The organism is Caballeronia sp. ATUFL_F2_KS9A (assembly GCF_023630765.1).
In the GTDB taxonomy this organism is placed as follows: Bacteria; Pseudomonadota; Gammaproteobacteria; order Burkholderiales; family Burkholderiaceae; genus Caballeronia; species Caballeronia zhejiangensis.
Window position 1 is genome coordinate 119937 of the sequence record NZ_JALQEK010000052.1, and the last position, 25994, is coordinate 145930.

Here is a 25994-nt window from a genome sequence, read left to right on the forward strand (position 1 = left end):
GAAGGGACTAAATTGCAGACGAACACAATCAATCTGGCGGACCGCGTCGCTGTCGTGACGGGCGGCGCGCAAGGCATCGGTCTCGAAGTCGGCCGCCGGCTGCTCGAGTCCGGTGCGCGACTCGTGGTCTGGGACGTGAATCCTGCTGGCATCGAGCAGGCCCGTACTCAACTGCGCCGGCACGACGTTCACTTCGAGCGCGTCGACATTGCCGATTACGCGAGCGTGCAAGCGGCTGTCGCGGCGACGCTGGAATCGATGGGACGTATCGATATCCTCGTCAACAACGCGGCGATCGTCGGCCCGAATGCGCCTCTGATCGACTATCCGATCGATATCTGGAAGCAGGTCATGGAGATCGACGTGAACGGCACGTTCCATTGCTGCCGTGCGGTGGTCCCGGAAATGGTCCGTCAGAACTACGGCCGTATCGTCAATCTCGCTTCGGTCGCCGGCAAGGAAGGCAATCCGAATGCGGCGGCCTACAGCTCGGCGAAGGCCGCGGTCATCGCAATGACGAAGTCGCTGGGAAAGGAGCTGGCACGTCACGACATCGCGGTCAATTGCGTGACACCGGCCGTTGCGCGCACGCCCGGCGCGATGGAGCAGGCGCCCGAGCATATCGAGTACATGCTGGGCAAGATTCCGCGCGGCCGTTTCCTCGAACTGAATGAAGCCGCGGCGATGATCGCGTGGCTCGTCAGCGAAGAAAATTCCTTCACCACCGGAGCGGTTTTCGATCTGTCCGGCGGTCGCGCCACCTACTGAAGCGAGCATACATATGAAGCTGTTGCGCTACGGTTCACCGGGCGAAGAGAAGCCGGGCCTTCTCGATGCCGATGGACATATCCGTGACCTGTCGAACCATGTTGCCGATATCGCCGGCGACGCTCTGCTGCCGGATAGCCTCGCACGCCTGAAAGCGCTGGACATTGCGTCGTTGCCGCGCGTGGAAGGCAATCCGCGTCTGGGCCCCTGCGTGGGCGGCACGCGCAAGTTCATCTGCATCGGCCTGAATTATTCCGACCACGCAGCGGAAACCGGCGCCACGGTGCCGCCGGAGCCGATCATCTTCATGAAGGCCACGAGTGCGATCGTCGGTCCGAACGACTCGATCGAGATTCCGCGCGACTCGCTCAAGACCGATTGGGAAGTCGAGTTGGGCGTGGTCATCGGCAAGACGGCCAAGTATGTCGGCGAGGCCGATGCGATGAACCATGTCGCGGGCTATTGCGTCATCAACGATGTGTCCGAGCGCGCGTTTCAGGCGGAGCGTCAGGGCCAATGGACCAAGGGCAAGTCGGCGGATACGTTCGGTCCGACCGGGCCCTGGCTCGTCACCGCAGACGAAATTCCCGACCCGCAGACGCTGCCGATGTGGCTGGAAGTCAACGGACATCGCTATCAGAACGGCAGTACGGTCACCATGGTGTATGGCGTGCGATATCTGGTTTCATACCTGTCGCAGTTCATGTCATTGCAGCCGGGCGACATTATTTCCACGGGCACGCCGCCCGGAGTCGGCCTGGGGCAGAAGCCTCCGGTCTATCTGAAGGCGGGCGATATCGTGACGCTGGGTATCGAGGGCCTCGGGCAGCAGCGCCAGAACGTCGTGCAGGGTTGAACGCTTCGCGGGACGGTCGCGCGAGAAATATTCGACGGAGACAAACTATCGTGACAGCGCTTTGGCGTCAGGTTTCCATTGCATTGGCAATCTTCGCTGCCGTCTCGACTGCATCGGCCGCGAGCGGCGCGCCTGTGCCGGAGAAGCCGAAGCTGCATCTGGCGGCGGCGGGCGTCGGCTTTCCTTACCTGCCGTTCGTCATTGCGGACAGCCGGGGCTACTTCAAACAGGCCGGGCTGGATGTCGAGATCGGCGTGTTCAGCGGAGGCGCCAAGGCGCTGCAGGCGATGATGGGCGGAAGTGCCGACATCGTGGCAGGCGCCTACTCCAATACGATAACCATGGCCGCCAAGGGGCAGAAGCTGGTCTCGTTCGTGACGCTGGCCTCGTGCCCCGGATGGGTGTTCGGTGCGACGCGCGCGAGCCACGACAAGGTCAAGACTTATGCGGACCTGAAAGGCATGCGTATCGGCGTGAGTTCGCCCGGATCGAGCTTTCATATGGGCGTGAACTATCTGCTGAGCAAGTCCGGCTTGAAGCCCGGCGACGTGTCGATCATCGGCGTGGGTTCATCTGCCGGAGCGATCGCTGCGGCGCGCAGCGGTCAGATCGACGCGTTGATGAGCAACGACCCGGTCGCCACCGTTCTGCAGGGCAGCGGCGATCTGTTTCCGTTGGCCGTGATGCGAGACCCGGCCGGCACGCGCGCGACACTGGGCGGCGACTATCCGGAAGCGGCCATGTACACGACGAGAGATTTTCTCGTCAAGTATCCGAATACCGTGCAAGCGGTGACGAATGCGATCGTCGAGGCCGAGCGCTGGATGGCGCATGCAACGCCCGAACAGGTCGCCGCCGCCGTGCCGCAGCAATATGCGCTGGCCGAAAAGGATGTCTTCGCTCGTGCGTACGCCAACATGCGAAGCTGCATTTCGCGCGACGGCCTGATGACGGACGCCGCCGCGCATACCGTACACGATGTCCTGACCGCATTCGATCCCGAAATCGGCAAAGCATCGATCGATCTGAAGGCCACATACGACAACCGTTTCGTCGAGAATGCGGACAAGCGTTGAACCGAGGAGACCAGACATGGAGAGCGACATCCGCATCCTGGCGGAGGGCCTGATGTTCCCCGAGGGACCGGTGGCGATGGCCGATGGCTCGGTCGTGCTGGTCGAAATCGAGCGCGAGACGATCAGCCGCGTATCCGTCGACGGCAGCGTGAGCGTCGTTGCGGAAACAGGCGGAGGGCCGAACGGTCTCGCTGTGGGTCCGGACGGCGCTTTCTACATCTGCAACAACGGGGGATTCCTGTTCCGTACCGTTGCGGGGCTCAATCGCACTCGGCCGGGTATCCATCCAGGCTATACGAGTGGGCGGATCGAACGGTTCGACCCGCGCACGGGCACGCTGACGACGCTCTACGAGCGCTGCGGCGATCATCCGCTGTGCGGGCCGAACGACATCGTGTTCGACCACGAAGGCGGCTTTTACTTCACTGATTTCGGCAAGAACCGGCTGCGCGATCGCGATCACGCGGGTCTTTATTACGCGCGAGCCGACGGGTCGATGATCGTCGAAGTCGCGTATCCGCTTACTACCGCGAACGGCGTCGGTCTGTCGCCCGACGATCGCGTGGTCTACGTCGCCGAAACAGAAACGGCGCGCTTATGGGCGTTCGACCTGGAGGAACCCGGCCGGGCGCGCAAGCATCCGTATCCATCGCCGCACGGCGGACGTCTCGTGTGCGGGCTTCCGGGCTACCAGCGATTCGACAGCCTGGCCGTGGACGCGGCAGGAAACATTTGCGTAGCGACGCTCGTCACGGGTTGCATCACCGTGGTCGCGCCGACCGGCGAGGTGATGCGGCAAGTCATGGTCCCCGACGGCATGGTGACGAACATCTGCTTCGGAGGCGCCGACATGAAGACAGCGTATGTCACGATGTCCGGCACCGGGCGTCTGGGTGTGCTGTCGTGGCCGGAACCCGGATTGAGGCTAGCTTATTCGTGATTGCCGGGCTGCTGCTGCGCGCTTGCGAGCAGGTGTTTGAGGAAGAGCTGGACGGGTGCGGGAAGAGACTCCGCCTCACGCACGCAGATTTTCCAGTGCCGCTCGGCCCACGGTTCGTCCAGCAGGACAGCAACCAGCGGCGCCGAGCTGACGTAGCGCTCGGCGTGATGCTCGGGCACGAGTCCCACGCCAAGGCGCGCTTCGACCATGCTGCGCACCGGCTCGAAGCCATTGACCCGGATAGACAGCTTGAGCGGATGGTCGAGGTCTGCCGCCGCGCGCAACACCAGCGAATTCAGATAGCTTCCTTCCTGAGGCCCCACGAGCGGATATCGCGCCACCTCGCGAAACTTGAGACGGCCGGCACGGCCCAGCGGATGATCGGGCGGCATGATGACCACGAGGCGGTCGCTTCGGTACGGATAGACCTGCAGGCCGGCAGTTACCGTGGTGCCGCCGAACACGCCGATATCGGCAGTGTTTTCGGAAACGGCGCGCACGACAGCAGGGCTCAGGCTCTCCTGAAGGTCGATGCGCAAAGCTGGATGGAGATCCAGGAAATCGCGGATATCCTTGGCGATGTACTGGACGATGGTGGAGAGGCTGGCGTGTAGCCGGATCTGACCGCGAACGCCTTCCGCGTGGTCGAGCAATTCGCTTTCCATCTGCTGGATGTCGCGCAGAAGCGTCCGTGCGTGTTGCAGCAGTGCTGCCGCCGCGACGGTCAATTCCAGCCCCTTGTTGCTACGCACGAACAACGCCGTCTTGAGGATGTCTTCGAGCTGCGACATGCGCTTGCTGAGCGCCGAAGCCGCGATGTTCTCGAATTCCGCAGCCCGCGCGATGCTGCCGTGTTCGCAGACGGCGACGAAAAGCTTCAGCGATTGGAGGTCGAAGCGCAAGTGAATCTCCGGGGACGCGATCGCTCGCGCCGCGACGTTTTCATGACGCGAGAATAGCCATGGAGCCGGCAGGAAGTCAATCGAGCGCAGCCGTCAGGGTGTCTGCAACCCGCCGTCCATCAAGCGCGTCTGCGTCCATAGCACGACGTTACGCTCGCACGGATACTTCGCCGCTTCACGCTCATCGAGATCGACGCCCAAGCCCGGCTTTTCGTTGGCATGAACGAAGCCGTTGCGAAACTGAGGAAGTCCCGGGAACACATCGAGCAGTGCCTCACGCGGACCTTTCAGTTCCTGAATCACGAAGTTCGGCGGCTCGGTGCCCGACCATTCCTGCACGCCGAAATTACGCGACGCAAGGTCGATATGAATGTTCGCTGCGTGCGCGAGCGGCGACATGTCGCCCGGACCATGCCAGGCTGTCCGCACGCCGAATTGCTCGGCGAAGATCTGCAGTTTTCGCGCCGCGGTGATGCCGCCGATCTGGCTCAGATGCACGCGAATGAAGTCGATCAACCGCTCCGTAATCAGAAAGCGCCATTCATACGGATTGTTGAATAGCTCGCCTTGCGCCAGCGGCGTCGTGGTTTTCTCGCGCAGCTGGCGCATCCATTCGCCTTCTTCGAGCGCCATCGCATCTTCGAGAAAGAACAACTCGAAAGGCTCGAGCTCGCGCGCGAAGCGAATCGCCTCCACCGGCTTCAGACGCTCATGCACGTCGTGGCACAACGCGACATCGAAGCCGATCTTGCTGCGGATGCCATCGAACAGCTTGAGCGTGTCGCGAATGTACTTGCGGCTGTCGAGGTAAATGCCGTCCGCAGCGCCTTCCGGCGCATTCGATGGCGCGCGGCCGAATGCGCCGCCGCCGTATCCGCCGCTTTGACAGCGAACATGCGTGATGCCCTGCTCGCGATATCGCTGAATGTTGTCGCAGAGTTCGTTGAGATCGCGGCCATCCGCATGACGATAGATCGGCACGCCTTCGCGCACCTTGCCGCCGAACAACTGATACAGCGGCATGTTCGCCTGCTTCCCCTTGATGTCCCACAACGCCATATCGATGCCCGAGATCGCGTTGTTTTCGATCGGTCCATTGCGCCAGTACGCGTTCTGATGCATCAATTGCCAGAGCTCTTCGATCGCCTCGGCATCGCGCCCGATCAGCAAGGGCCGCAAGTAATCTTCGATCAGGCACTTGACCGCGAGATGCCGGTACGCGAAGGTCGCGCAGCCGAGCCCATACAAGCCGGGCTGATTCGTCTCGACCCTGACGACGATGAGATTGATGCCTTCAGGCGCGGTCAGGATGACCTTGACGTCGGTGATGAGCGTTGCCATGAGTTATTTCACGAGAAGAGAAGTCACGGAATCGGACTTGCTGCCCGTGCCTCCCTTGGGTGTCGAGCGCTGGCCGGTCTGCGCGGGCACCAGCATCATGAGGACGACCGACGCGAGCAGCGCCGCGGCCATGAACACATACGATGCGGAAGGACTGCCCGTCGCACCGTTCAGATAGCCGACGAGCCACGCGCCGAGGAAGGCGCCGAGCGCACCGCACGCGTTGATGAGACCGATCGCGCCGCCGAGCACATTGCTCGGAATCAGCTCGGGGACGAGCGCGAAGAACGGTCCGTAAGGCGCGTACATCGTGGCGCCCGCGATCACGAGCAACGTGAACGACAGCCAGAAATTCGACGTGCCGACGAGATACGAACCCACGAACGCGACCGTGCCGATCAACAATAACGGCCACACGAAGAGCTTTCGATTGCGCGTTTTATCGGACAGATACGATGCGAGCAGCATCAAAACGATGGCCGCGAGATACGGCACGGCGGAGAGCCAGCCGACCGAGACGATATCGATCGTTTTCGACGCCGACTTCAGAATCGACGGCAGCCACATGATGAAGCCGTACACGCCGATACTCCACAACGCGTGAATGGCGCAGCACTTGAGCACGATGGACGAACGGAACGCCGCCTTGTAGTCCCGCACCGGCGCGATATGCGCCTGCTCGGACTTGAGGATGGCATCGAAATCGGCTTTCTCCTTGTCGCTCATCCAAGGGGCATCGGCGGGACGATCCTTTACCGTGAACCACCACACGATGGCCCACAGAATCGCGGGCACGCCTTCGATCACGAACATTTCGCGCCAGCCGAAGTTGCGAATGAGATAGCCCGACACGATCGACATCCACAACACCGTGACCGGATTGCCGAGAATGAGGAACGTATTTGCGCGTGAGCGTTCCGTGCGCGTGAACCATCGGCTGATGTACATGAGCATGGACGGCATCACCGCCGCTTCGACGATGCCGAGGATGAAGCGCAGCGCCATCAACGTCGGAATGTTGCTCACCATGCCGGTCGCGGCGGCGCATAGGCCCCACAAGATGAGGCTCGCGAAGATCAGCTTCTTTACGCTGTTCTTCTGTGCGTAGATCGCGCCGGGCACTTGAAACAGGCAGTATCCGAGGAAGAACAGCGAGCCGATCAGCGACGAGGTCGCCGACGTGATGCCCAGATCCTTGTCGATGCCTGCGGCCGCCGCAAAGCCGTAGTTCGCGCGATCCAGATAAGCGAGGCTGTACGTGATGAAGATGATCGGCATGAGATGCCACCATCTTTGCGGTGCGACCGTTTTGATGTTGTCCATGATGTCTCCGATGTCAGAGTACGGCGAGCCAGCCGCCATCGACGTAAATGATTTGCCCGTTCACATAGCTCGATGCAGACGACGCGAGGTACACCGCCGTACCGACGAGCTCTTCCGGCTTGCCCCAGCGCTGCGACGGATTGCTGTTCTTGACCCACTTGTCGAAGTCCGCGTTATCCACGAGCGCCTGGTTCATGTCCGTCAGGATGTAGCCGGGGCCGATTGCGTTCGCCTGAATATCGAATGACGCCCATTCGGCGCTCATGGCGCGCGTGAGCATCTTGATGCCGCCTTTTGCGGCCGTGTAAGGCGCAACGGTCGCGCGCGCGCCTTCGCTCGTAAGCGAACCGATGTTGATGATCTTGCCGCCGCGCTTGCGCTCGATCATGCGACGCGCGGCTTCCTTCGCGACGATGAATGCGCTCGTCAGATTGGTATCGATCACGCGTTGCCAGTCGGCGAGCGCGAGCTCGATCATCGGCTTGCGGAACTGAATGCCCGCGTTATTCACGACGATATCCACTTCGATGCCCTCCGCATCCCACGCGGCGAACGCAGCGGCAACCGACGCTTCATCGGTGACGTCGAATGCGCGGCCGCGTGCGTCGAAGCCTTGTGCCTGCAGACGGCCGACAGCGGCATCGACGGTTTCGGCTTTCGTGCCGTTGACGATAACGCGCGCACCCGCCCTCGCCAGTCCTTCCACGAGCGCGTAGCCAATGCCGCGTGCCGAACCCGTGACGACGGCCGTTCGGCCATTGAGATCGAACAACTTGTTCATGCGTGTTCCTTATGTGATGCAGTCGAAACGTCGACGCGAGCGCGTCCGCGCAGCCTCTTTGGCGAGGCTGCGTTCCTGGTTGCCAAACGATGATGTATTGCTATGAAGGCGTGTCGTTCACGGTGCGGGCAAGCGCCGCGCGATCGTCGAAGTCCTTTTCCGCGCGTTCGATCAGCGTGAGCACGGCTTGCTCCGCCGCATGTGCATCGCCTTGTTCGATCGCGATGCACAACGCTTCGTGCATCGGCAGCGAGCGGGCGGGGCCGCCCTCGATCTCCGAGCTCAACTCAAAGCTCGTGCGCAGAATTGCGGAGAGCGCGTTTTGCATCTGCTGAACAAACTGGTTGTGGCATGCCGTGAGAATCGCACCGTGGAACGCGAGGTCCGCCGGCACGTATTCGCCTTGTCCTGCAACGGCGCGCTCCATCGCCTTGAATGCGCGACGCAACGCGATGCGGTCCTCGGGCGTCGCGCGCTTCGCCGCGAGCTTCGCGGCATTCGGCTCGATGATCGTGCGCAGTTCCATCAGGTCGCGGATGAGGTCGTCATCGACCACGCCCGAACGTGCGCGCCATGTGATGACGTCGGGATCGAACAACTGCCAGTGCGAGCGCGGCAACACGATCGTGCCGTGACGGCGCCGCACCTGCAGCATGCCTTTCGCGGACAGCGACTTCATCGTCTCGCGAATCGTGATGCGGCTCACCTGCATGAGTTCGGCGAGTTCGCCTTCGGCCGGCAGGATGTCGCCGGGCGCGAATTTGCCCGCGCAGATCTGTTCGCCCATTTGATTGAGGACTTGCCTGTGCAAGGTCGGCATTCAGTTCCCTCTAGATCATACGTATGATTTGGAAGTTAGCAGACGATCTTTCATCGGAACAATCGGGGTTGACCCGGTGCAAGTGCATTGCCGGACGCGGGCATCAAACCTTGATATAGGTCGGCTCAACCATTCGGCGGGGCAGTCAACCTTTTGTACGGCTAGGCGGGCCGTTTCCGTTTCTTTAACGTTGAGTCATCGCTGTGCCGGTCCTCGGCACGCCGTCAGATCCAAGCAAGAGAAGGAAACATCATGACGCTCGACCTGCTTTCGCAAGCCGGGACGCCGCGCGCGCCCCTGATCGAACTCGAAGACCGATGGCGCAGCCCAAGCCCGCGCGTGCTGCAGCCCGCAGCGGATGCGCAGTCCGAGCGAATGGCAATGTCTCGCTGGCTGCATCACGGCGAAGCGCCGCTCGAAGCCGTCAACGAAGGCAGCGGCACGCATCATTGCGTCAGCCTGAATCTCCGGTGCGCGCAACTGATCTTTCGTCATGCGGGCCGCAAGCTGCTGCACGGGCGCGTGCCGGCCGGCGTGGTGCAAGTGACCGCGCCCGCGACGCGCGTCTCGGCCGTGTTCGAATCCGCGATGGATGTGCTGCATCTCTTCGTGCCGCAGCGGGCATTGGCGGAATGCTACGAGGATCTGTTCCAGCGGCCGCATGCGGGCGACATCGTGCTCGGCGATCCGAAGCTGATACGCGATCCCGCGCTCGAACGTCTGGGACAAGCGCTCGCCGTCTGCAAGACGGAAGGCGCGGCGCCTGGCAGAGTGTTCATCGACAGCGTCGCTTGTGCAATCGTGTCGCGGCTCGTCGCGCGTCATTTCTCGGCGCCGGCCGTGCGCGGACGCGAGCCGTCGGCGCTGCCGCAATGGCGCATCAACCGCGTATCGGAGTTCGTCGAATCGCATCTGGCCGACAACATCAGCCTGGCCGACATCGCCGCGAGCACCGGACTCACACGGATGCATTTCGCTGCGCAATTTCGGCGCGCCACCGGCATGCGCCCGCACGAATACCTGCTGCAAAAGCGCATCGATCACGCGCAGGCGCTTTTGCGCACCTCGAAGCACAGCATTCTCGATGTCGCGCTTTCCTGCGGATTCCGCTCGCAGGCGCACTTCACGACGGTCTTCAAGCGTCTGGTCGGCGCTACGCCGAAGCACTGGCAGACGACGCTCGACGCGGCATGAGCGCTGTCCGATCGAATGGCGCGACTTCAATGAAACGCCGCCCCAGGGCGGCGTTTTCGTGTCCATCAACGAAGATCGTTCACTCTCCCGCGTGCGCGCCGCCCGCGAGCTTGCCGCGGAAGATGTGATACTGATAAAGGTTGTAGCCGATCATCACCGGAAAGACGAGTCCGATGCCGATGAGCATGAACGCGAGCGTCGGCGAGTCCGAAGCGGCTTCGAGAACGCCCAGCTTGCCCGGAATGAAATCGGGGAACACGCTGATCGCCAGTCCCGCGAAAGACAGCACGAAGAGCGCTACCGATGCGCGGAACGGCCCGCGCGAACTGCCGAGATAGAGCGATGCCATGATGAACGCCAACGCGGCCACGGCGCCGAGTGCGAGCACGATCAGCAGATGCATGACGCCCGGTTGCGACCACCGCGCATGACCGATATCGCTCCTGAACCACGTCGCCAGCGTGAGCGGCGCGGCGGCGGCCACCGTGAACATCGCGCTCAGCAGGGACATCCTGCGCGCCCATTGCTCGACCATGCCCGAGGTCTTCCCGACGAGCCAGGTCGCGCCGAGCAGGCAGTAGCCCGCGACGACGCCCATCGCCGTGACGACGACGAACGCGAGCGCCACCTTGCCGGGCGCGAGCCCCTTGATGACCTTGCCGAGCACGACGCCCTGCGAGAGCGCCGCGATCAGGCTGCCGATGCCGAACACCTTGTCCCAGAGCGGACCCTGATCCACGGTATGACGAAACTCGATTGCGGCGCCACGCATGATCAATCCCGCGATCAGCGCCATGACGGGCAAATAGAGATGCTCCATCAGCAGCGCATAGGCGGCGGGAAACGCGCCGAACAGTGCGCCGCCCAGCACGACGAGCCACGTTTCGTTGGCGTCCCATACATGACCGATCGACTGGACCATGACATCGCGGTCGGCGGACTGCCTGCGCAGCAGCGTGAGGATGCCGACGCCGAGATCGAAACCATCGGTGACGACATAGAAGACGAGCATCAGCCCGATCAGGCCGAACCATGTATCGGCGAGCATCGTATGAACGGCACTATCCATTTGCAGACTCCTGAGTTCAGTAACCGGTGACGGCGTTCGCTTTCGATCGAGCCGTCTCGCCGGCCATCGCGGCGGGCGGCATGATGTCCAGATCGGGGCCGGCGCGCAGCCACCGTCTTGCGAGCACGAAGAACGTGAACAGCAGCACGGCGTAGAAGGCGAGGAACATCGCGATGCTGAGCGAGACCGAAGAGGATGGAACGGATGAGACGGCATCGCGCGTGCGCTGCAAGCCGTACACGACCCACGGTTGCCGGCCGACTTCGCGCACGATCCAGCCCGCTTCCACCGCCACGTAGGGCAACGGGATGCAGAGCACCCACGCGAGCAACAGCTTGCGCCGGGCGAGCAGCGCATCGAGCTTTCCGCGCGTCTTGCGCAGCGCATACGCGGGCATCGGCGCAGCGCCCGAATCTTTTTTCTTGTGCAGCATAAACACGTCTCCTGTGAGTTGTCGACCGGATTGCCGAACGCCGTGACACGCCGCATCGCATGCGGTATGCGGCGGCGCGGATCGACTGATGAGTTGATTGAAACGGCGGCTTCAGATCCGATCGGCCGAATTAAGCCGTTCTTCGAGCGAACGCTTGATGCGCATGATGTTCGATATCCCGAACGACAGTTGATCGATCGGTTGTTGCTGCGCAACGAGATAGTCCGATGCAATCCGATAGGCCATCGCGCGTTCGCGGAGCAGCGCATCGAGCGCGGCGACAAGCGTCGATATCTCGCCCGACGTCACTTCGACTTGCAAGGATGGTTCTTCGACGGCTACTGTAGCCGCTGCATTCAGGACGGCGGATGCCGCGTGTCTTTTGGAGCTACGCATATCGGTTCGATTCCGCACAGTTCTTTTTAGACGTACCGACGGGTCCGTTCTACGGCTTCAACCGCCCTGATGCGACGGTCCACCAGGGCGTCATTCAGAACTGGTGGCGACAAGGCATGATGGGTAGTGCAAAGGCACATTACGAGGGCATCAAGGCCTTTTCCGAAACGGACCAGACAGAAGATCTTCGCGCCATCACCGTACCCACGCTCGTTTTGCACGGTGAGGACGACCAGATCGTGCCAATCGGTGATTCGGCGAAGAAGTCGATCGAGTTACTCGAGAACGGAACGTTAAAGACATATCCCGGCTATTCGCATGGGATGTTGACCGTCAACGCGGACGTGTTAAACGCTGATCTGCTGGCTTTCGTGCAGGCCTAAGCCGATGCCCGTTTCGCAGCACAGTCGTGAAGCGGGCAGCCTTCCAAAGTCGGCCAGTTTTGGCCGCTCGCCAAAGTGACAGGGTGGCCAGTCGAACGGCCAGTTCACTCTGGAAGCTGCCAAATCCTCAATGCGCGGATAGAAACTCCGACGTGAGGCGCCTGGAGCGCCACTCGCGGTCTATGGCACATGGCGGGTGAGAACGCACGGTACGCTCTTGCGGTGGACCAACCTGTTGACATGCTGGACCTGCCTAGCGGGCTGACTACGGTATGTCGCACCTCTAGCTATTGGCTCGCAGCGACTCCGGACTGCGGACGCGATTCCGTGGTCGGCTGCACAAGGCGCGCATGCAGGTGTGCGCGCATTCAGGACACTGAGCCATACGCAGGTCGGTCTCATCGCGATGGTGCCGCATCTGTTCACGACGATCGTCTTGGTCCTGCGGTCGCACAGTTCGGGTCGCCGTAACGAACGCCGTATGCATTCGGCGATTCCGCTCGCACCTTGCCGCCGCCGCGCTGCTCGGCACAGGTTTGAAGACGAACCCGTATGTATCGGTCACGATAATCATCCTGAGCCTCGCCGGACTCTATGCGTTCAAGTCGCCGTTGTGGGCATTGCCTACGCTGTTTCTCACGCGCTCGACCGCGGCCGTTTCCATCGCGATCATCAAATCGGTGAGCAATCTCAGTGGCTTCGTCGGTCCGTTCGCGAACCACGCAGGCTTTCGAGGCGGACGAACTGCTGGCGTGGCACGCCTGATTCAGGCCCGTCCGCACGAGCCGATTCGGTGATTTCGGAGTCGACTGCTACTTCGCACAGGCCGTCCTCTTCGCTTCGCTCAACGAGAGAGTTTCGAGCGGCGCAGGTCGCGGGCCTGCGCAGGGCGAACGTACCGCTGCCCTGAACGACAGCGACGGACTTCGTCGCGAGTTAGATCTTGTTCACGCCCTGGTAGCCCCGAGACATGTGGTCAATCGACCGGTTGGCGTAGACGACCGAATACTCGCGAGTCCCTCACGGTCGATATCGGAAAATAATCTCGGCACGCTCGCCTCTTTGGACGAGTAGATAAAGGGGGCGCATACCGGTCCTGACAAAAGTCTGGAATTGTCGTCGCGGCGGAAATTCACACTCAGCGCGTCCCATGAGTACCCGACAGCGTGAGAACACGTCGTGTGTGCGCGCGCGTCGATCCGTCCGGTGGGAGACATCTCGTATGCCCGTTTGCGGCACCCGATTCGAAGGTCCACCGGCGGATCGGTTCCTCTCCCCTGCGCGGCCGCATTAACCATTTGCTCAATCTTGACGCTGTTTTTTTCAACTTGGAGATGACATCCCGCTGGCAGAATTTGATCATCGCCGGAACACATCAAAGAAAAGCTCACAGGCGCGGCCGTCCCGACACCGCTTCACCGGCTCAGTGAGCAACATGACGGAGACACAGACAAATGAAATACCGGACCGCGCTATGCGTCTGCGCCGCACTTCTGAGCGCCTCTTCCGCATGGGCGCAAGACGAGGAGGAGGACGCACCGCCGCCGAAACCCGTCGGCGCCAGCTCGGTGACGATGTACGGCTTGATCGATCAGGGTGTCGAATTCGTCAACAACGTCGCCACTGGGAAGAACCAGACCGCGAACGGATGGCGTACAGGAGATGGCACCGCCACCTCTTACTTCGGCGTCCGGGGCAGCGAGGATCTGGGTGGCGGAGTCAAGGCGATTTTCGACCTGCAGGGCGGCTTCAGCCCGACGACCGGCGCATCGAGACAGGGTGGGCGCATCTTCGGCCGGCAGTCGTATGTGGGTCTCGACGGGAAATATGGCCGCCTGACATTCGGCCGCCAGTACACGATGCGCTTCTTCGGCATCTCGTTCATCAATCCGTTCGGAACCGGCGCGCAAGGTCTGACGACGCTCGACAACGGCATCGCCAATGCGCGCGCCGACAACGCCGTGAGTTATCGCTATTTTCTCGGCGACTTCGAAGGCGGCGTCAACTACAGCTTCGGCCGCGATGCCGTCAACGGCAACAGCAATGTCGCGACCAACTGTCCGGGGCAGACCTCTCCGTCGAATCAGTGCCGGGAGTATTCGGCGTTGCTCAAGTACGAAGGCCACGTCTGGGGCCTGGCGACGTCATACGAGCGCAACTATGGCGGCACCTCCGCGACGTGGGGCGGCCTGACCTCGCCCGATCTCACGGATAGCCGCTTCACGTTGGGCGGATACTTCATGATCGCGAAGGCGAAGTTTGGCGTGGGATGGATCAGGCGCGTGAACGAAGGTATCGCCACGCCGAGAAGCAATCTCGTATGGGTGACAGGGACGGTTCCGGTGACGCCGTTCTTCCATATCGACGGGATGCTGGCGCAACTCAAATACGAGCATTCGCCCAACAAGGCGGTGATCGAAGTGCTGCGCGGCGAATACCTCCTTTCCAAGCGCACGCTTCTGTATGTGACGGGCGAGCATATCAACAACTCAGGCACGCTGGCGCTTGCGGCGACCACGCTGTCTCCGGTGCCGACACCTCCCGCCGGTGGATCGCAGATATCCGTGATCGCGGGCATCCGGCATACGTTCTAAGACAGAAATCGGAGAAGCTTCGGTTTCTCCGTTGCGGTTTCGTCCAGTGGTTCAGGCAGCGGTTGTCGCGGCGGCCCTCGCGGCCGACATATCGGCCACTGCGCCAAACGCCTGTTTCCGCTTCAGGCTTCCCACGCCGATATCCATGTCCTGCAAGTACGCGACCTCGCGCTCGCTCAGCGAAAGATCCCGCGAATAGGGCCGCTGCGTCTGATTGAACTCCCAGATCGCCTGCGCCGATGCAGCGTCGAAGCGCTTCTGGGCGCGCTTGCGTGCATCGAAAAAGGCGTCGTGCGATGCGGGCGACATCAGAAATTCGTAGAGCGCGCCGTAGGCCGCCATCACCGAAACCAATCCTTCGTGCTTGCCTGCAAGCGCATCATTCGATGCATAAGCCGTCTGGAACACGCAGCGCGGTAATGCCTGCCACAGGTTGCCTCCGTCGATGACATGCAGGCCTGCATCGTCGTTGAGATGCGAGATGCTGGAGCAGCAGGCATCGGCGGCGCCGCTTGCCACCGCATCGAAACATTGGTCGTTGCTGCCATGATCGATGAATTCGATCAGCGAAGCGTCGATGCCTTTTTCCGCCATCAGTTGCAGCATGAGCGTATGCAGCAGGCCGAGCTTCGGGCCGACCGCAACGGTCTTTCCGCGCAGATCGTCGAGCGTCGCCGGGCCTCCGGGTCTCGCGAAGAGCGTCAGCGCGCACTTCTTCATGCCGGCCCCGACGATCTTCACGGGCGCACCCTGTTCGATGCGCGTGAGTACGAGGTTGTAACCGGAGACCATGCACACGTCGGCGGCCCCGCGCGTGATGGCATCGAACGGTCCGCTCGTGCCCGGCACCTGGATGATCCGCGCATCGACGCCGTAAGTCTTGAAGTAACCGAGTTCATCCATCAAGGCGTTCAGCGTGGCGTTTTCCGGTCCCGGATTGCTGACGATGCGAATGTCAGTGGAAGCGGCCCTGGCGATAAAAGGCGCGGCGAGGCCGCCTGCCGCCAACCCCATTCCCATGGCGCCTGCCTTGCGCAGGAAGCGGCGGCGCGTCGAGTCGTACGTCATTGCGCTTGTCTCCGAACGCCGGTCGAACCGGCTGAGTTGAGTGAAGCCCTTTGCGAAATACCTGGAAATACACGCTTGCCAGCCTGCATTAGCGCGTGACGAGCGGCGCGCGCCATGCTACGGCATGCACGGTCGAATTGTGCCAACGCGTACGCCCCCGGTCGATTGAGTAAAATGTCCGACGACTTAACCATTCGCTCATACCGGAAGAGGAGTGTGACGTGTCGGCGGAAATCGACTGGTATCTGCAGATCAACCTCAAGGCGCGGCACCTGCGGCTGCTCGTGACGATCGATACGTACCGCAATCTGAGTCAGGTGGCGGAAGTCACGCACGTCACCTTGCCTGCGGTGTCGAAGTCGCTGGCGGAACTCGAACGCGGGCTCGGTCTCTCGCTTTTTACGCGTACCGGGCAGGGCCTCGTACCCACGCCCTACGGGGAATGTCTGACGCGCCACGCGCACGCCATGCTTCACGTTCTGCATCAGGCGCGCGACGAATTGAAGGCGCTGAGCGCGGGCACCGAGGGCAAGATTGAAATCGGCGTCCTGCCGGTGTCCGCGTCCATTCTGCTGACGCAGGCGCTGAAACTGCTCAAGGAGCGCTCGCCCGGCACCAATGTGAAGATCGTCGAAGGCTCCGCCGCGACGCTCCTGCCGGACCTGTGGCAAGGTCATCTCGATCTCGTGGTCGGCCGCCTGCCGCCTCCCGATACGCTCGGCAGCTTCGACGAAAAGGAACTGCTCGAGGAACCGGTCATGCTCGTGACCGGGCGGCATCACCCGCTTGCGCGCAAAAAGTCGCTGCAATGGACGGATTTGCGTCCGTATCCGTGGATCCTTCCGCCCATCGGTTCGATCCTGCGCGATCCGCTCGAACGCGCACTGGAAGTGCACGACGTGCCGCTGACGAACAACTACATCGAGACCGTGTCGCTGCACGTGATCCGCGCCCATTTGCAGGTCTCCGACTGCATCGCGGTAATGGCGGATTCCTCCGCGCGCAACGCCGCGCATCCCCAGCCGCTCCATACGCTGCCGCTGACCCTGCCGCGGCTCTTGCGGCCCGCCGGCGTGCTGTGGAACCGCGCGCGCGCCCTCACGCCGAGCGCGCAACTCATGCTTTCCTGCCTCGAAGATACGGCGCGGCGTCTCTCGGAAGAAGCGCGCGCGGCCCGCTGAGTTCGCGCCCGGGCGCGACGCAGAGCGCGCGCGCACCTTAACCATTCACTCAACTCGACGGCTGTTTTTCTCAAACCACCGTATGAAACCCGCTGGCACAATTGACTCGCGCTCACCTGATAACGAGCGGCGACTCGAACTGCCACCGGTCACGAAGCGTTTCCGGTAAAGGCTGCGGCGGTTCCGCGCATCTACACGGAGACAGCAAGATCATGAACTACAAGAGCGCGCTAGGCGCTTGTGCAGCCCTGTTCGGCTTCGCGGCGACCGCATTCGCGGCCCCGGCATCCCGTCAATCCGTGGAAGATTTCTATCGCGGCAAGGCGTTGACGCTCGTGGTCAGCGCGGACGCCGGCACGCCGACAGACATCATCGCGCGTCAGTTCTCCCGCTTCTTCGTGAAGTACGTTCCGGGACATCCCAAGGCCATCGTGATGAACGTGGTGGGCGCGGGCGGCATGGTCGCGGCGGCCTCGCTGCAATCGCGGCAGCAAAGCGACGGCACCGTGATCGGATTCCTGCAGCGTAACAATCTCTACATTCCGCTGCTCGACGAACGGCAGAACCGCTTCGATCCGCGCAAGGTGCGATGGCTCGGCAGCCTCAACAAGGTCGAATACTGCCTGGTATCCATGACGCGATCCGGCGTGACCACCGCCGACGATCTCAGCAAGAAGAAGATGTATGTCGGCGCGACCGGCTTCGCCAACGAGGATCGCACGCTGCCGGCGCTGCTCGACGAATACCTGGGCGCGAAGATGAGCATCGTGCCCGGCTATACGGGCCGCGGCGAAGTGTATCTCGCCATGCAGCGGGGTGAGGTCGATGGCTGGGCGTCCACCATCGACGGTCTGCAACAGGGCGAACCGGTGCGGCTGCTCAAGACCGGCAAGATGAAGGTGCTGCTGCATCTGGGCTGGACCAGTCCCGCGGCGTTCGCCAATGTGCCGAACCTGTCTTCCTACATCACGCGGCCCGACGTGAAGGCGCTGTTCAATCTCTTCATTCTGCCGTTTCAGGCGGGCCGTCCCATCGCCGTGCCGAAGGACGTACCGCAAGACCGTCTCGACGCGCTGCGCGAAGCGTTTGCGCAGACCATCGCCGATCCGGATTTCATCGACGCCATGAAGCAGGCGGGTTATCCGATCGATCCGATCAAGGGCGACACGGTGGAGCAGATCGTCGCCCGGCTGTATGCGACGCCCGAAGCGCAACTCGAAGATGCCCGCAAGCTCATCTTCAGCGCACACTGACCACGGCCCGAAGGCACATCAACATCAAACGGACCATTCACATGACGCCCGAAATCATCGACATTCATCCGCATATCATTTCGACCGATACGGAACGCTATCCGATCGCGCCTCAGCACGGGCACCGCTCCACGTGGTCGGCGACGCGTCCCGTCACCTTCGAGCAACTGAACGCCGAGATGGATGAAGCCGGCGTGTCGAAAGCCGCGATTGTGCATTCGTCGACGACCTACGGCAGCAACAATTCGTATGTCGCCGACAGCGTGGCGCGGTATCCGGACCGCTTCACGGGCGTCTATTCCTTCGACGTGATGGCCCCCGACGCGCTGACGGCCTTCGACTACTGGCTCGCGCGCGGTATGGGCGGCATCCGGCTTTTCACCGGCGGCGCCACGCATCAAGGCGACGGAAGCTGGCTCGTCAATCCCGCGACGTTCCCGGTCTGGCAACGCTGCGCCGAACTCGGCATGACGATGGCCGTCCAGACCACGCCCGACGGTTTGTCGATGGTGGCGGAACTGGCCGAGCGCTTTCCCAACGTGAAGATCGTGCTCGATCACTGCGGCCGCCCGAATCTGGAACAAGGCCCGCCATATGCGAACTGCGCCGCGCTGTTCTGGCTCGCGAAATACGACAACGTCTACATGAAGATCACGCCGCGCACGTTCGATCTCGCGCAGGCGGCGCCCGGCGGCGCGGAACCGTTCTTCGCGAAGCTCGTGGAAGTGTTCGGCGCGGATCATCTGGCGTTCGGCTCGAATTATCCGGCTTCGGCAGGACCGCTGAAAACGCTCGTAGAGCAAGGCAATGCGTGCTTCGCGGCGCTGAGCGACGAGGAACGCGCATGGGTATGGGGAGGGACCGCAAAGAAGCTCTATCCGATGCTGGCCGGCTGAGCATCGCACCTGCGCTTGGCTGCGACATCAATACAGGTGAGCCGACGAAGCTCGCCATTCCATCAGGATGAGACATGGAGTTCTTCAACGATGCAACGTTGATGGCGGCGGGACACGCGCTATCGACGCTCCTGCAGTTCAACCGGATCATCTTTCTGGTGTTCGGCGTGACGGTCGGGCTCGCAATCGGCTTGCTGCCCGGCATCGGCGGGCTGACGGGCTTTGCGCTGCTCGTGCCCTTCACGTACACGATGGACCCGTACGCCGCGTTCGCGATGCTGCTCGGCATGGCGTCCGTCATCACCACCTCGGACGTGATTCCCGCCGTGCTCTTCGGGGTTCCTGGCCACGCGGCGTCGCAGGCCACGGTGCTCGACGGCCTGCCGATGACCCGGCGCGGAGAAGCATCTCGTGCATTGAGCGCCTGCTATATGTCGTCGCTGATGGGCGGGCTGATCGGCGCGGTCATTCTTGCCGTGTCGCTGCCGCTGGTGCGCCCCTTCGTGCTGTCGATCGGCACGCCGGAGATGTTGTCGCTCACCGTGTTCGGCGTGTCGATGGTGTCGGCGCTGTCGGGCAACGCGCCGCTGCGTGGCGTCGTGGCGGCATGCTTCGGCATTCTGGTCGGCATGATAGGCACCAATGTCGCGACCGGACAGATGCGCTGGACCGGCGATATTCTTTACCTTCAGGACGGCATTCCGCTGGTGCCGATCATCCTCGGCATCTTCGCGTTGCCTGAACTGTGCGAGCTGGCGATCCGGCGCGCGGCCATTGCCGAGAACGTGCAATTCACATCAAGGCAGGGCATGCGTCAGGGCGTCATCGACAGTTTCCGCAACTGGTTTCTCGTGCTGCGCTGCGGCGGTCTAGGCGCGATCCTCGGCGCGGTGCCGGGCATCACCGGCGCGGTGACGGACTGGATCGCATACGGCCACGCGTTGCAGACCGCCAGAGGCGCGAGGGAAACCTTCACCAAGGGCGACGTGCGCGGCGTGATCGCGCCCGAGGCGGCGAACAATGCGCGGGAAGGCGGCAGTCTCGTGCCGATGCTTTCGTTCGGCGTGCCCGGCGGCGCGGCCCAGGCCATCCTGCTCGGCGCAATGATGGTGCACGGCTTCATTCCCGGCCCCGACATGCTCACGCGCCATCTCGACTTCACCTATTCGATGGTCTGGTCGATCGCGCTCGCCAACATCTTCGGCGCGGGCCTGTGCTTTCTCCTGAGCGGCCAGTTCGCCAAGGTCTCGACGCTGCGCTACACGCTCATTCTGCCGGTGATCATGCCGGTCATCTATGTCGGCGCGTTCCAGGGTTCGCGAAGCTGGGGAGACCTCTTCGTGCTGCTTATCGCCGGCGTGATCGGATGGACCATGAAGCGGCTCAGATGGGCGCGTCCGCCGCTGATTCTCGGCCTCGTGCTGGGCGTGCTGATGGAACGCTACATGTCGATTTCCTTCGTGCGCTACGGCACGGACTGGCTGTCGCGGCCGGTCGTCGTCGTCCTCCTGAGTCTTGCCGCGCTGGTCTTCTTCAAGCCGCTTTTCAGCGCGCTGCGCAGCGGCGGAGTCGCACAGTTCAAGCCGAGTGGATCGATCGTCCTGAAGCGCGAGGATCTCGTGTATGTGTTCTTCATCGGCATCGGGCTCTACATGCTGCTGAGTTCGCAAGACTGGCTGCTGATGGCGCGCATCGGGCCGACGGTTGTGGCGAGCATTCTGGTATTCGCGGGAACCGTCAGCCTCGCGTACAAGGTCTTCGTGATTCCGGCGAACGGCGCGGCGCGCGCCAGCAGCGGCGTTCATATGGATGTATCGGGCGATCACGATGAAAAGCTCGCCACGGTAACTGTGCTGTCGCGCGCCGCGCGCTTTCTCGGCTGGTTTGTCGCCTTCCTGGCGTGCATGTCGGTGATCGGCATGCTTCCGACCGTGCCGCTGATGATGGTGGCGTACATGCGCGTCGAGGGGCGCGAATCGTGGAAGCTCAGTCTGATCCTCGCCGTGTGCGTAACCGCGTTCCTCTATTTCGTCTTCGACCGGATTCTTCATATTCCCTGGCCGGACAGCTTCCTCGGACGATGGCTGCCGGGTCTGGGCGGAAATTGACTCTTCATTCAAAGGAGACTCGCATGGCGCAGGACCGGCTGGCGCGTATCGACGCGGAGCAGGCTACGGACGAACAGAAGCGGGTCATCGCGCAACTGGGGGCGGGGCGGGGGCGCATTCCGACGCCGTTCAACATCTGGCTGCATAACCCGCGTCTGGCCGAGGGCATGGAAATCATCGGCACGCATGTGGACCGTTCGCCCGTGCTCAGCGAAGCGGAAACCGAAGTCGCCATTCTCGCGACGGCGGTGTTCTGGAACGCCCCGTATGTGATCGCCAATCATCGGCGGCATGCGCTGAAGGCGGGCGTGCCCGATGCGGTCGTCAGCGCGATTCTGGACAAACGCCGACCCGCGGGCGAACATGGGCGCTTCGGCCTCGTGTGCCACGCAGTGAGCGACATTCTCGCGGGTGGCTCCATCGACGATGCGCGCTTCGCCGGGTACGATGCCGGGCTGGGCCGGGCGGTCATCGCGGAGCTGCTCGTGACGATAGGCTATTTCACCTCGATCTCGCTCGGCATGACCTTGCATGCGCTCGAACCGAAGGACTGAGCGCCATGCCTGCGCAATCCGATGCGTCAAGGCAGTGGGAGATTCAACGTGACGGGGCTTGACGGCTATTTGCAGGTGAACCTGAAGGCGCGGCATCTGCGCCTGATCGTGACCATCGATACCTACCGGAATCTGACGCAGGTGGCGGAAGTCACGCACGTCACGATGCCGGCGGTGTCCAAGTCGCTGGCCGAGCTGGAGCGCGGGCTCGGGCTCACCTTGTTTTCGCGCACGGCGCAAGGGCTCGTGCCGACGCCGCACGGCGAGTGTCTCATCCGTCACGCGCGGGAAATGCTGACCATACTCCATCAGGCGCGCGATGAAATGAAGGCGCTGAGTTCGGGCACGGAAGGCAAGGTGCATATCGGCATGTTGCCCGCTTCGGCGTCCGCGCTGCTGCCTCAGGCGCTCAACCTGCTGAAGGTCAAGTCGCCGGGAACGAACGTCAGGGTGGTCGAAGGCACGCGCGGCGCATTGCTTCCCGAACTCTGGCAAGGGCGGCTCGATCTGATCGTCGGCCGGCTGCCTGCGCCGGACACGCTCGGCAGCTTCGAGGAAAAAGCGCTGCTCGAAGAACCCATCACGTTGATGACCGGGCGGCATCATCCGCTGGCGCGGCGCAAGAACCTCAACTGGTCGGATCTTCATCCGTATCCGTGGATCCTGCCGCCGCAAGGCTCGATTCTACGCGATTCGCTGGAACGCACGCTCAGGGCGCACGATGTACCGCTGACGAACAACTACATCGAGACGCTGTCGGTCCACGTGACGCGCGCGCATCTACAGATCTCGGATTTCATCGCTGTCATGGTCGGCACGCCGGCCAACGACGACGCGCAGCCCCTGCATGCGCTTCCCTTGACCTTGCCGCGCTTGCTCAGGCCGGCAGGCGTGCTGTGGAACCGGAATCGCGGGTTGACGCCGAGCGCGCAGCTCATGATCGCCTGCCTGGAAGAAGCCGCGCAGCAATTGCAGAGCGGCAACTCGTAAGTCTTTGGAAAGCATCGATCACACGACGTGTATCTTGATTTGCGTGCATTAATTAGGCATCCATATCGTGTGAGGCAGCACCTTTACCAAACGGTTAAGCGTCACGCCGCTTTATTCAATAGACGGCGTCGGGCTTCTCAAAAGATCATGTCGTCAACAACACGATATTCCTCCATGGAGACTCAAGTGACAAAGAAGGTCCATCTCAAGCTCGCCATCGCCGAACATCCGCACACTTCCGCCATCCGCAACGGTTCGATTCCCATCGAGGGCGTCGACGCGGAATTCATCACCGTTCAGCCGCAAATCGGCGCGTTCCGGCGCATGGTCCGCGATGTCGAGTTCGACGTATGCGAACTGGCGCCGACCACGTACATCATCGCGCGTGCTTATGGCGCGCCCTTCGTCGCGTTGCCGATCTTCGTCGTGCGCCGCTTCCATCATTCCGGGCTGCTCGTGCGGCCGGACGCGGGCATCAAGACGCCCAAGGATCTTGAAGGCAAGAAGGTCGGCGTGCGCGCGTATTCGGTGACGACGGGCGCATGGACGCGCCAGGTGCTGATCGACGAATTCGACCTCGATCCTTCTAAGGTGACCTGGGTCGTCGATGACGAGGAGCACGTCACGCAACTCGAGCTGCCGCCGAACGTCATTCATGCGCCCAAGGGCACCTCGCTCGCAGACATGATGGCGAAGGGCGAACTCGTCGCAGGTTTCCACGGCAATGCGGGCATTGGCCGCACCGGCGACCCGACGGGCGGCTGGAAGGAAGTGGAAGCGGATTATCCGGACCTGTTCCCGAACGCGGAAGAACTCGAATCCGAGTACTACGCCCGCACCGGCGTGTACCCGATGCACGGCACCATCGTGGTCAAGGACTCGGTGCTTGCGGAACACCCGTGGGTCGCGAAGTCGATCTACGACGCGTTCGACAAGGCGAAGAAGGAGTGGCTCGCCAAGCTCAACGCAGGCGAACTGAACGACAAGAAGAACAAGAAGTACATCGAGCTGCAGAAGATCGTCGGCAACGACCCGCTGCCCTACGGTATCGAAGAAAACCGCAAGACAATCGAAGCGCTCGAAGCGACCGCCTTCAAGCAAGGCCTGACGCCGCGTCGCATGTCCATGGATGAGCTGTTCGTCGATCCCCGCGTCTGAACCTGCACGGAAAGCACAAGAACATGATCATCGATTGCCACGGTCACTTCACGACCGTTCCCGCTTCGTTCCGCGACTGGCGCGCCAGGCAGATCGCGGCCGCCGACGATCCCGCCAATGCGCCCCCGCTGTTCGGCGCGCACGTTTCCGATGACGACATTCGAGAAGGCGTCGGCAACGGTCAGTTGCGTCTGCAACAGGAACGCGGCGGCGACCTCACGCTGTTTTCGCCGATCGCGGGTCTCATGAGCCATCACCTCGGCAACGAGCGCACGAGCCTGGAATGGGCCGAAGTGTCGAACAATCTCGTGCGACGCGTCTGCGATCTGTATCCGGACAACTTCGTGCCGGTTTGCCAGTTGCCGCAGTCGCCGCTCGCGCCGCCGAAGAACTCGTTGCCCGAACTGCGCCGCTGCGTCGAGGAAATGGGATTCGTCGGCTGCAATCTGAATCCGGACCCAAGCGGCGGTTACTGGACCGGCAAGCCCATGACGGATCGCGAGTGGTATCCGCTCTATGAGGCGCTGTGCGATCTGGATGTCCCCGCGATGATCCACGTCGCCGCATCGTGCAATCCGTGTCATCACGGCACCGGCGCGCACTATCTCAACGCGGACACGTCGGTGTTCATGCAGCTCCTGCAAGGGGATCTGTTCAGGGACTTCCCGACGCTGCGCCTCGTGATTCCGCATGGCGGCGGCGCGGTGCCTTACCACTGGGGGCGTTATCGCGGCATGTCGCTCGAGATGGCCAAGCGTCCGCTCGAAGGTCTGCTGAACAACATCTTCTTCGATACGTGCGTCTATCACCATCCGGGCGTCGAGTTGCTGACCAAGGTGGTGCCGACGAGCAACGTGCTGTTCGGTTCCGAAATGATCGGCGCGGTGCGCGGACGCGATCCGAATACCGGCCAGTATTTCGACGATACCAAGCGCTATATCGACGCATGCGAAGCGTTGAGCGATGCGGACCGGCACGCGATCTTCGAGGGCAACGCGCGACGCGTCTATCCGCGTCTGGACAAGCACCTCAAGGCGAAAGGACTGTAATGAACATCATCGACATTCATCCGCACATCATCTCGGACGACGAGAAGCGCTATCCGCCCGCGCCGCTGTTCGGCAAGCGTTCGGACTGGTCGCAGGAACGCCCGAACACGGTCGAGGCCTTGATCGAAGCGATGGACGAAGCAGGCGTCGCGAAGGCGGCCGTCGTGCATTCGTCGACGACTTACGGCTTCGATAACAGCTATGTGGTGGACGGCTGCAATCAGTACAAGGACCGGCTCATCGCCGTGGGTTCGGTCGATATGCTCGCCGATGACGTGCAGACCGTCATCAGGAACTGGGCCGACCAGGGACTGGCGGGCTTGCGCATCTTCACGGGCGGATCGACCAAGGATTTCGATCCGAGCGAACTGGACAACCCCAGGTCGTTCAGGGCGTGGGAAATGCTCGCGGAGCTGAAGCTCCCGATGTGCATCCAGACCGGATCGGTCGGCCTGCCGCAAGTGCGCATGCTGGCGGAAAAGTTTCCGAACGTGAACATCATCCTCGATCACCTCGCGCGTCCGGACGTGCTCGACGGGCCACCATACGCGAACGCAGCCGGACTCTTCGCGTTGCGTGACCTGCCGAACGTCTACATGAAGCTCACGCCGCGCATCTTCGGCGACGTGAAGAAGGAAAAGGCGAGCGCCGAGACCTTCTTCCCGCGTGTGGTCGAGGCATTCGGCGCGCAACGGCTCGCATGGGGATCGAATTTCCCGACATCGACCGGCACGCTCAACGAGATTCTCGCCACCGCCCAACAGGGGCTTGCATGCCTGAGCGACGAAGACCGCGCATGGGTCTTCGGCAAGACCGCACAGAAGCTCTATCCGGCGCTGAGCTGACAACCTGAACGAGAAC

Annotated in this window: 24 protein-coding genes and 2 pseudogenes; 17 read left to right on the top strand and 9 right to left on the bottom strand. The window is 62.3% G+C overall.

The features are described 5' to 3' along the window. Nucleotides 1-12 precede the first annotated feature (12 nt). From NCS67_RS29435 to NCS67_RS29450, 4 genes are read left to right on the top strand one after another with little or no spacing between them, the layout of a single operon-like run. Nucleotides 13-768 (top strand): SDR family NAD(P)-dependent oxidoreductase, encoded by a 756-nt coding sequence (locus NCS67_RS29435; protein ID WP_008346617.1) that lies wholly within the window; start codon nt 13-15, stop codon nt 766-768. 13 nt (nt 769-781) lie between these two features. Continuing rightward, on the top strand, nt 782-1624 hold the full coding sequence (locus NCS67_RS29440) for a fumarylacetoacetate hydrolase family protein (RefSeq protein ID WP_175980145.1): 843 nt from the start codon (nt 782-784) through the stop codon (nt 1622-1624). A 50-nt stretch (nt 1625-1674) separates the two neighbouring features. After that, nucleotides 1675-2700, top strand: a complete 1026-nt coding sequence (locus NCS67_RS29445) for an ABC transporter substrate-binding protein (protein ID WP_175980144.1) — start codon at nt 1675-1677, stop codon at nt 2698-2700. A gap of 16 nt (nt 2701-2716) precedes the next feature. Next, entirely contained in the window at nt 2717-3640 is a 924-nt protein-coding gene (locus NCS67_RS29450; RefSeq protein WP_008346624.1) for an SMP-30/gluconolactonase/LRE family protein, read from the top strand. On the opposite strand, the gene NCS67_RS29455 is transcribed toward NCS67_RS29450, so the two are convergent. The 5 genes from NCS67_RS29455 to NCS67_RS29475 form a co-directional block, all read right to left on the bottom strand. Then, the gene (locus tag NCS67_RS29455; RefSeq protein ID WP_008346626.1) at nt 3631-4542 is read right to left on the bottom strand and encodes a LysR family transcriptional regulator; all 912 of its coding nucleotides are present in this window, start codon (nt 4540-4542) and stop codon (nt 3631-3633) included. The two genes, NCS67_RS29450 and NCS67_RS29455, sit on opposite strands and share 10 nt — an antisense overlap. Before the next feature lie 93 nt (nt 4543-4635). Further along, on the bottom strand, nt 4636-5883 hold the full coding sequence (locus NCS67_RS29460; protein ID WP_250437667.1) for an enolase C-terminal domain-like protein: 1248 nt from the start codon (nt 5881-5883) through the stop codon (nt 4636-4638). Between the two features lie 3 nt (nt 5884-5886). Then, complete coding sequence (locus NCS67_RS29465; protein ID WP_008346630.1) at nt 5887-7206, bottom strand: MFS transporter; 1320 nt, start codon at nt 7204-7206, stop codon at nt 5887-5889. Between the two features lie 13 nt (nt 7207-7219). Then, nucleotides 7220-7987 (bottom strand): SDR family oxidoreductase, encoded by a 768-nt coding sequence (locus NCS67_RS29470; RefSeq protein ID WP_250437668.1) that lies wholly within the window; start codon nt 7985-7987, stop codon nt 7220-7222. 100 nt (nt 7988-8087) lie between these two features. Beyond that, a complete protein-coding gene (locus NCS67_RS29475) occupies nt 8088-8807 on the bottom strand; it encodes a FadR/GntR family transcriptional regulator (protein WP_250437669.1) in 720 nt (239 codons plus the stop codon). A gap of 252 nt (nt 8808-9059) precedes the next feature. Between NCS67_RS29475 and NCS67_RS29480 the strand changes: the two genes are divergently transcribed. Further along, the gene (locus NCS67_RS29480; protein ID WP_250437670.1) at nt 9060-10001 is read left to right on the top strand and encodes a helix-turn-helix transcriptional regulator; all 942 of its coding nucleotides are present in this window, start codon (nt 9060-9062) and stop codon (nt 9999-10001) included. Between the two features lie 79 nt (nt 10002-10080). On the opposite strand, the gene NCS67_RS29485 is transcribed toward NCS67_RS29480, so the two are convergent. The 3 genes and pseudogenes from NCS67_RS29485 to NCS67_RS29495 all read right to left on the bottom strand — a co-directional run bounded on the left by NCS67_RS29485 (nt 10081) and on the right by NCS67_RS29495 (nt 11824). Then, nucleotides 10081-11070 carry a cytochrome d ubiquinol oxidase subunit II gene (locus tag NCS67_RS29485; RefSeq protein ID WP_250437671.1) on the bottom strand — a complete coding sequence of 330 codons (990 nt, stop codon included), beginning with the start codon at nt 11068-11070 and terminating at the stop codon, nt 10081-10083. Between the two features lie 16 nt (nt 11071-11086). Continuing rightward, a pseudogene (locus NCS67_RS29490) lies at nt 11087-11461 on the bottom strand (cytochrome ubiquinol oxidase subunit I); the annotation flags it as partial. 153 nt (nt 11462-11614) lie between these two features. Beyond that, complete coding sequence (locus NCS67_RS29495) at nt 11615-11824, bottom strand: hypothetical protein (protein WP_250437672.1); 210 nt, start codon at nt 11822-11824, stop codon at nt 11615-11617. Nucleotides 11825-11913: 89 nt separating this feature from the next. Here NCS67_RS29495 and NCS67_RS29500 point away from each other — a divergent pair. The 3 genes and pseudogenes from NCS67_RS29500 to NCS67_RS29510 all read left to right on the top strand — a co-directional run. Continuing rightward, nucleotides 11914-12282, top strand: a pseudogene (locus NCS67_RS29500) (alpha/beta fold hydrolase); the annotation flags it as partial. A 536-nt stretch (nt 12283-12818) separates the two neighbouring features. Continuing rightward, the gene (locus tag NCS67_RS32070; RefSeq protein ID WP_309806213.1) at nt 12819-13079 is read left to right on the top strand and encodes a hypothetical protein; all 261 of its coding nucleotides are present in this window, start codon (nt 12819-12821) and stop codon (nt 13077-13079) included. Nucleotides 13080-13736: 657 nt separating this feature from the next. Next, nucleotides 13737-14876: a porin gene (locus NCS67_RS29510; protein WP_250437673.1), complete on the top strand. Its 1140-nt coding sequence runs from the start codon at nt 13737-13739 to the stop codon at nt 14874-14876. Nucleotides 14877-14927: 51 nt separating this feature from the next. Here NCS67_RS29510 and NCS67_RS29515 read toward each other — a convergent pair whose 3' ends face one another. Beyond that, nucleotides 14928-15944: an ABC transporter substrate-binding protein gene (locus NCS67_RS29515; protein ID WP_250437674.1), complete on the bottom strand. Its 1017-nt coding sequence runs from the start codon at nt 15942-15944 to the stop codon at nt 14928-14930. A gap of 221 nt (nt 15945-16165) precedes the next feature. On the opposite strand from NCS67_RS29515, the gene NCS67_RS29520 reads away from it, so the two are divergent. The 9 genes from NCS67_RS29520 to NCS67_RS29560 all read left to right on the top strand — a co-directional run bounded on the left by NCS67_RS29520 (nt 16166) and on the right by NCS67_RS29560 (nt 25978). Beyond that, the gene (locus NCS67_RS29520) at nt 16166-17125 is read left to right on the top strand and encodes a LysR substrate-binding domain-containing protein (protein ID WP_250437675.1); all 960 of its coding nucleotides are present in this window, start codon (nt 16166-16168) and stop codon (nt 17123-17125) included. Nucleotides 17126-17337: 212 nt separating this feature from the next. After that, entirely contained in the window at nt 17338-18378 is a 1041-nt protein-coding gene (locus NCS67_RS29525; RefSeq protein WP_250437676.1) for a Bug family tripartite tricarboxylate transporter substrate binding protein, read from the top strand. Nucleotides 18379-18419: 41 nt separating this feature from the next. Further along, nucleotides 18420-19274, top strand: coding sequence for an amidohydrolase family protein (locus tag NCS67_RS29530; protein WP_250437677.1), 855 nt, complete (start codon nt 18420-18422; stop codon nt 19272-19274). Nucleotides 19275-19348: 74 nt separating this feature from the next. Beyond that, entirely contained in the window at nt 19349-21382 is a 2034-nt protein-coding gene (locus NCS67_RS29535) for a tripartite tricarboxylate transporter permease (protein ID WP_250437678.1), read from the top strand. Nucleotides 21383-21405: 23 nt separating this feature from the next. Further along, complete coding sequence (locus tag NCS67_RS29540; protein ID WP_250437679.1) at nt 21406-21936, top strand: carboxymuconolactone decarboxylase family protein; 531 nt, start codon at nt 21406-21408, stop codon at nt 21934-21936. Nucleotides 21937-21984: 48 nt separating this feature from the next. Further along, on the top strand, nt 21985-22926 hold the full coding sequence (locus NCS67_RS29545; protein ID WP_250437680.1) for a LysR substrate-binding domain-containing protein: 942 nt from the start codon (nt 21985-21987) through the stop codon (nt 22924-22926). A gap of 186 nt (nt 22927-23112) precedes the next feature. After that, complete coding sequence (locus tag NCS67_RS29550; RefSeq protein ID WP_250437681.1) at nt 23113-24084, top strand: ABC transporter substrate-binding protein; 972 nt, start codon at nt 23113-23115, stop codon at nt 24082-24084. Nucleotides 24085-24107: 23 nt separating this feature from the next. Then, nucleotides 24108-25133 carry an amidohydrolase family protein gene (locus tag NCS67_RS29555; protein ID WP_250437682.1) on the top strand — a complete coding sequence of 342 codons (1026 nt, stop codon included), beginning with the start codon at nt 24108-24110 and terminating at the stop codon, nt 25131-25133. Continuing rightward, nucleotides 25133-25978: an amidohydrolase family protein gene (locus NCS67_RS29560; RefSeq protein ID WP_250437683.1), complete on the top strand. Its 846-nt coding sequence runs from the start codon at nt 25133-25135 to the stop codon at nt 25976-25978. Before NCS67_RS29555 ends, NCS67_RS29560 begins: the two co-directional genes overlap by 1 nt. Nucleotides 25979-25994: the final 16 nt, after the last annotated feature.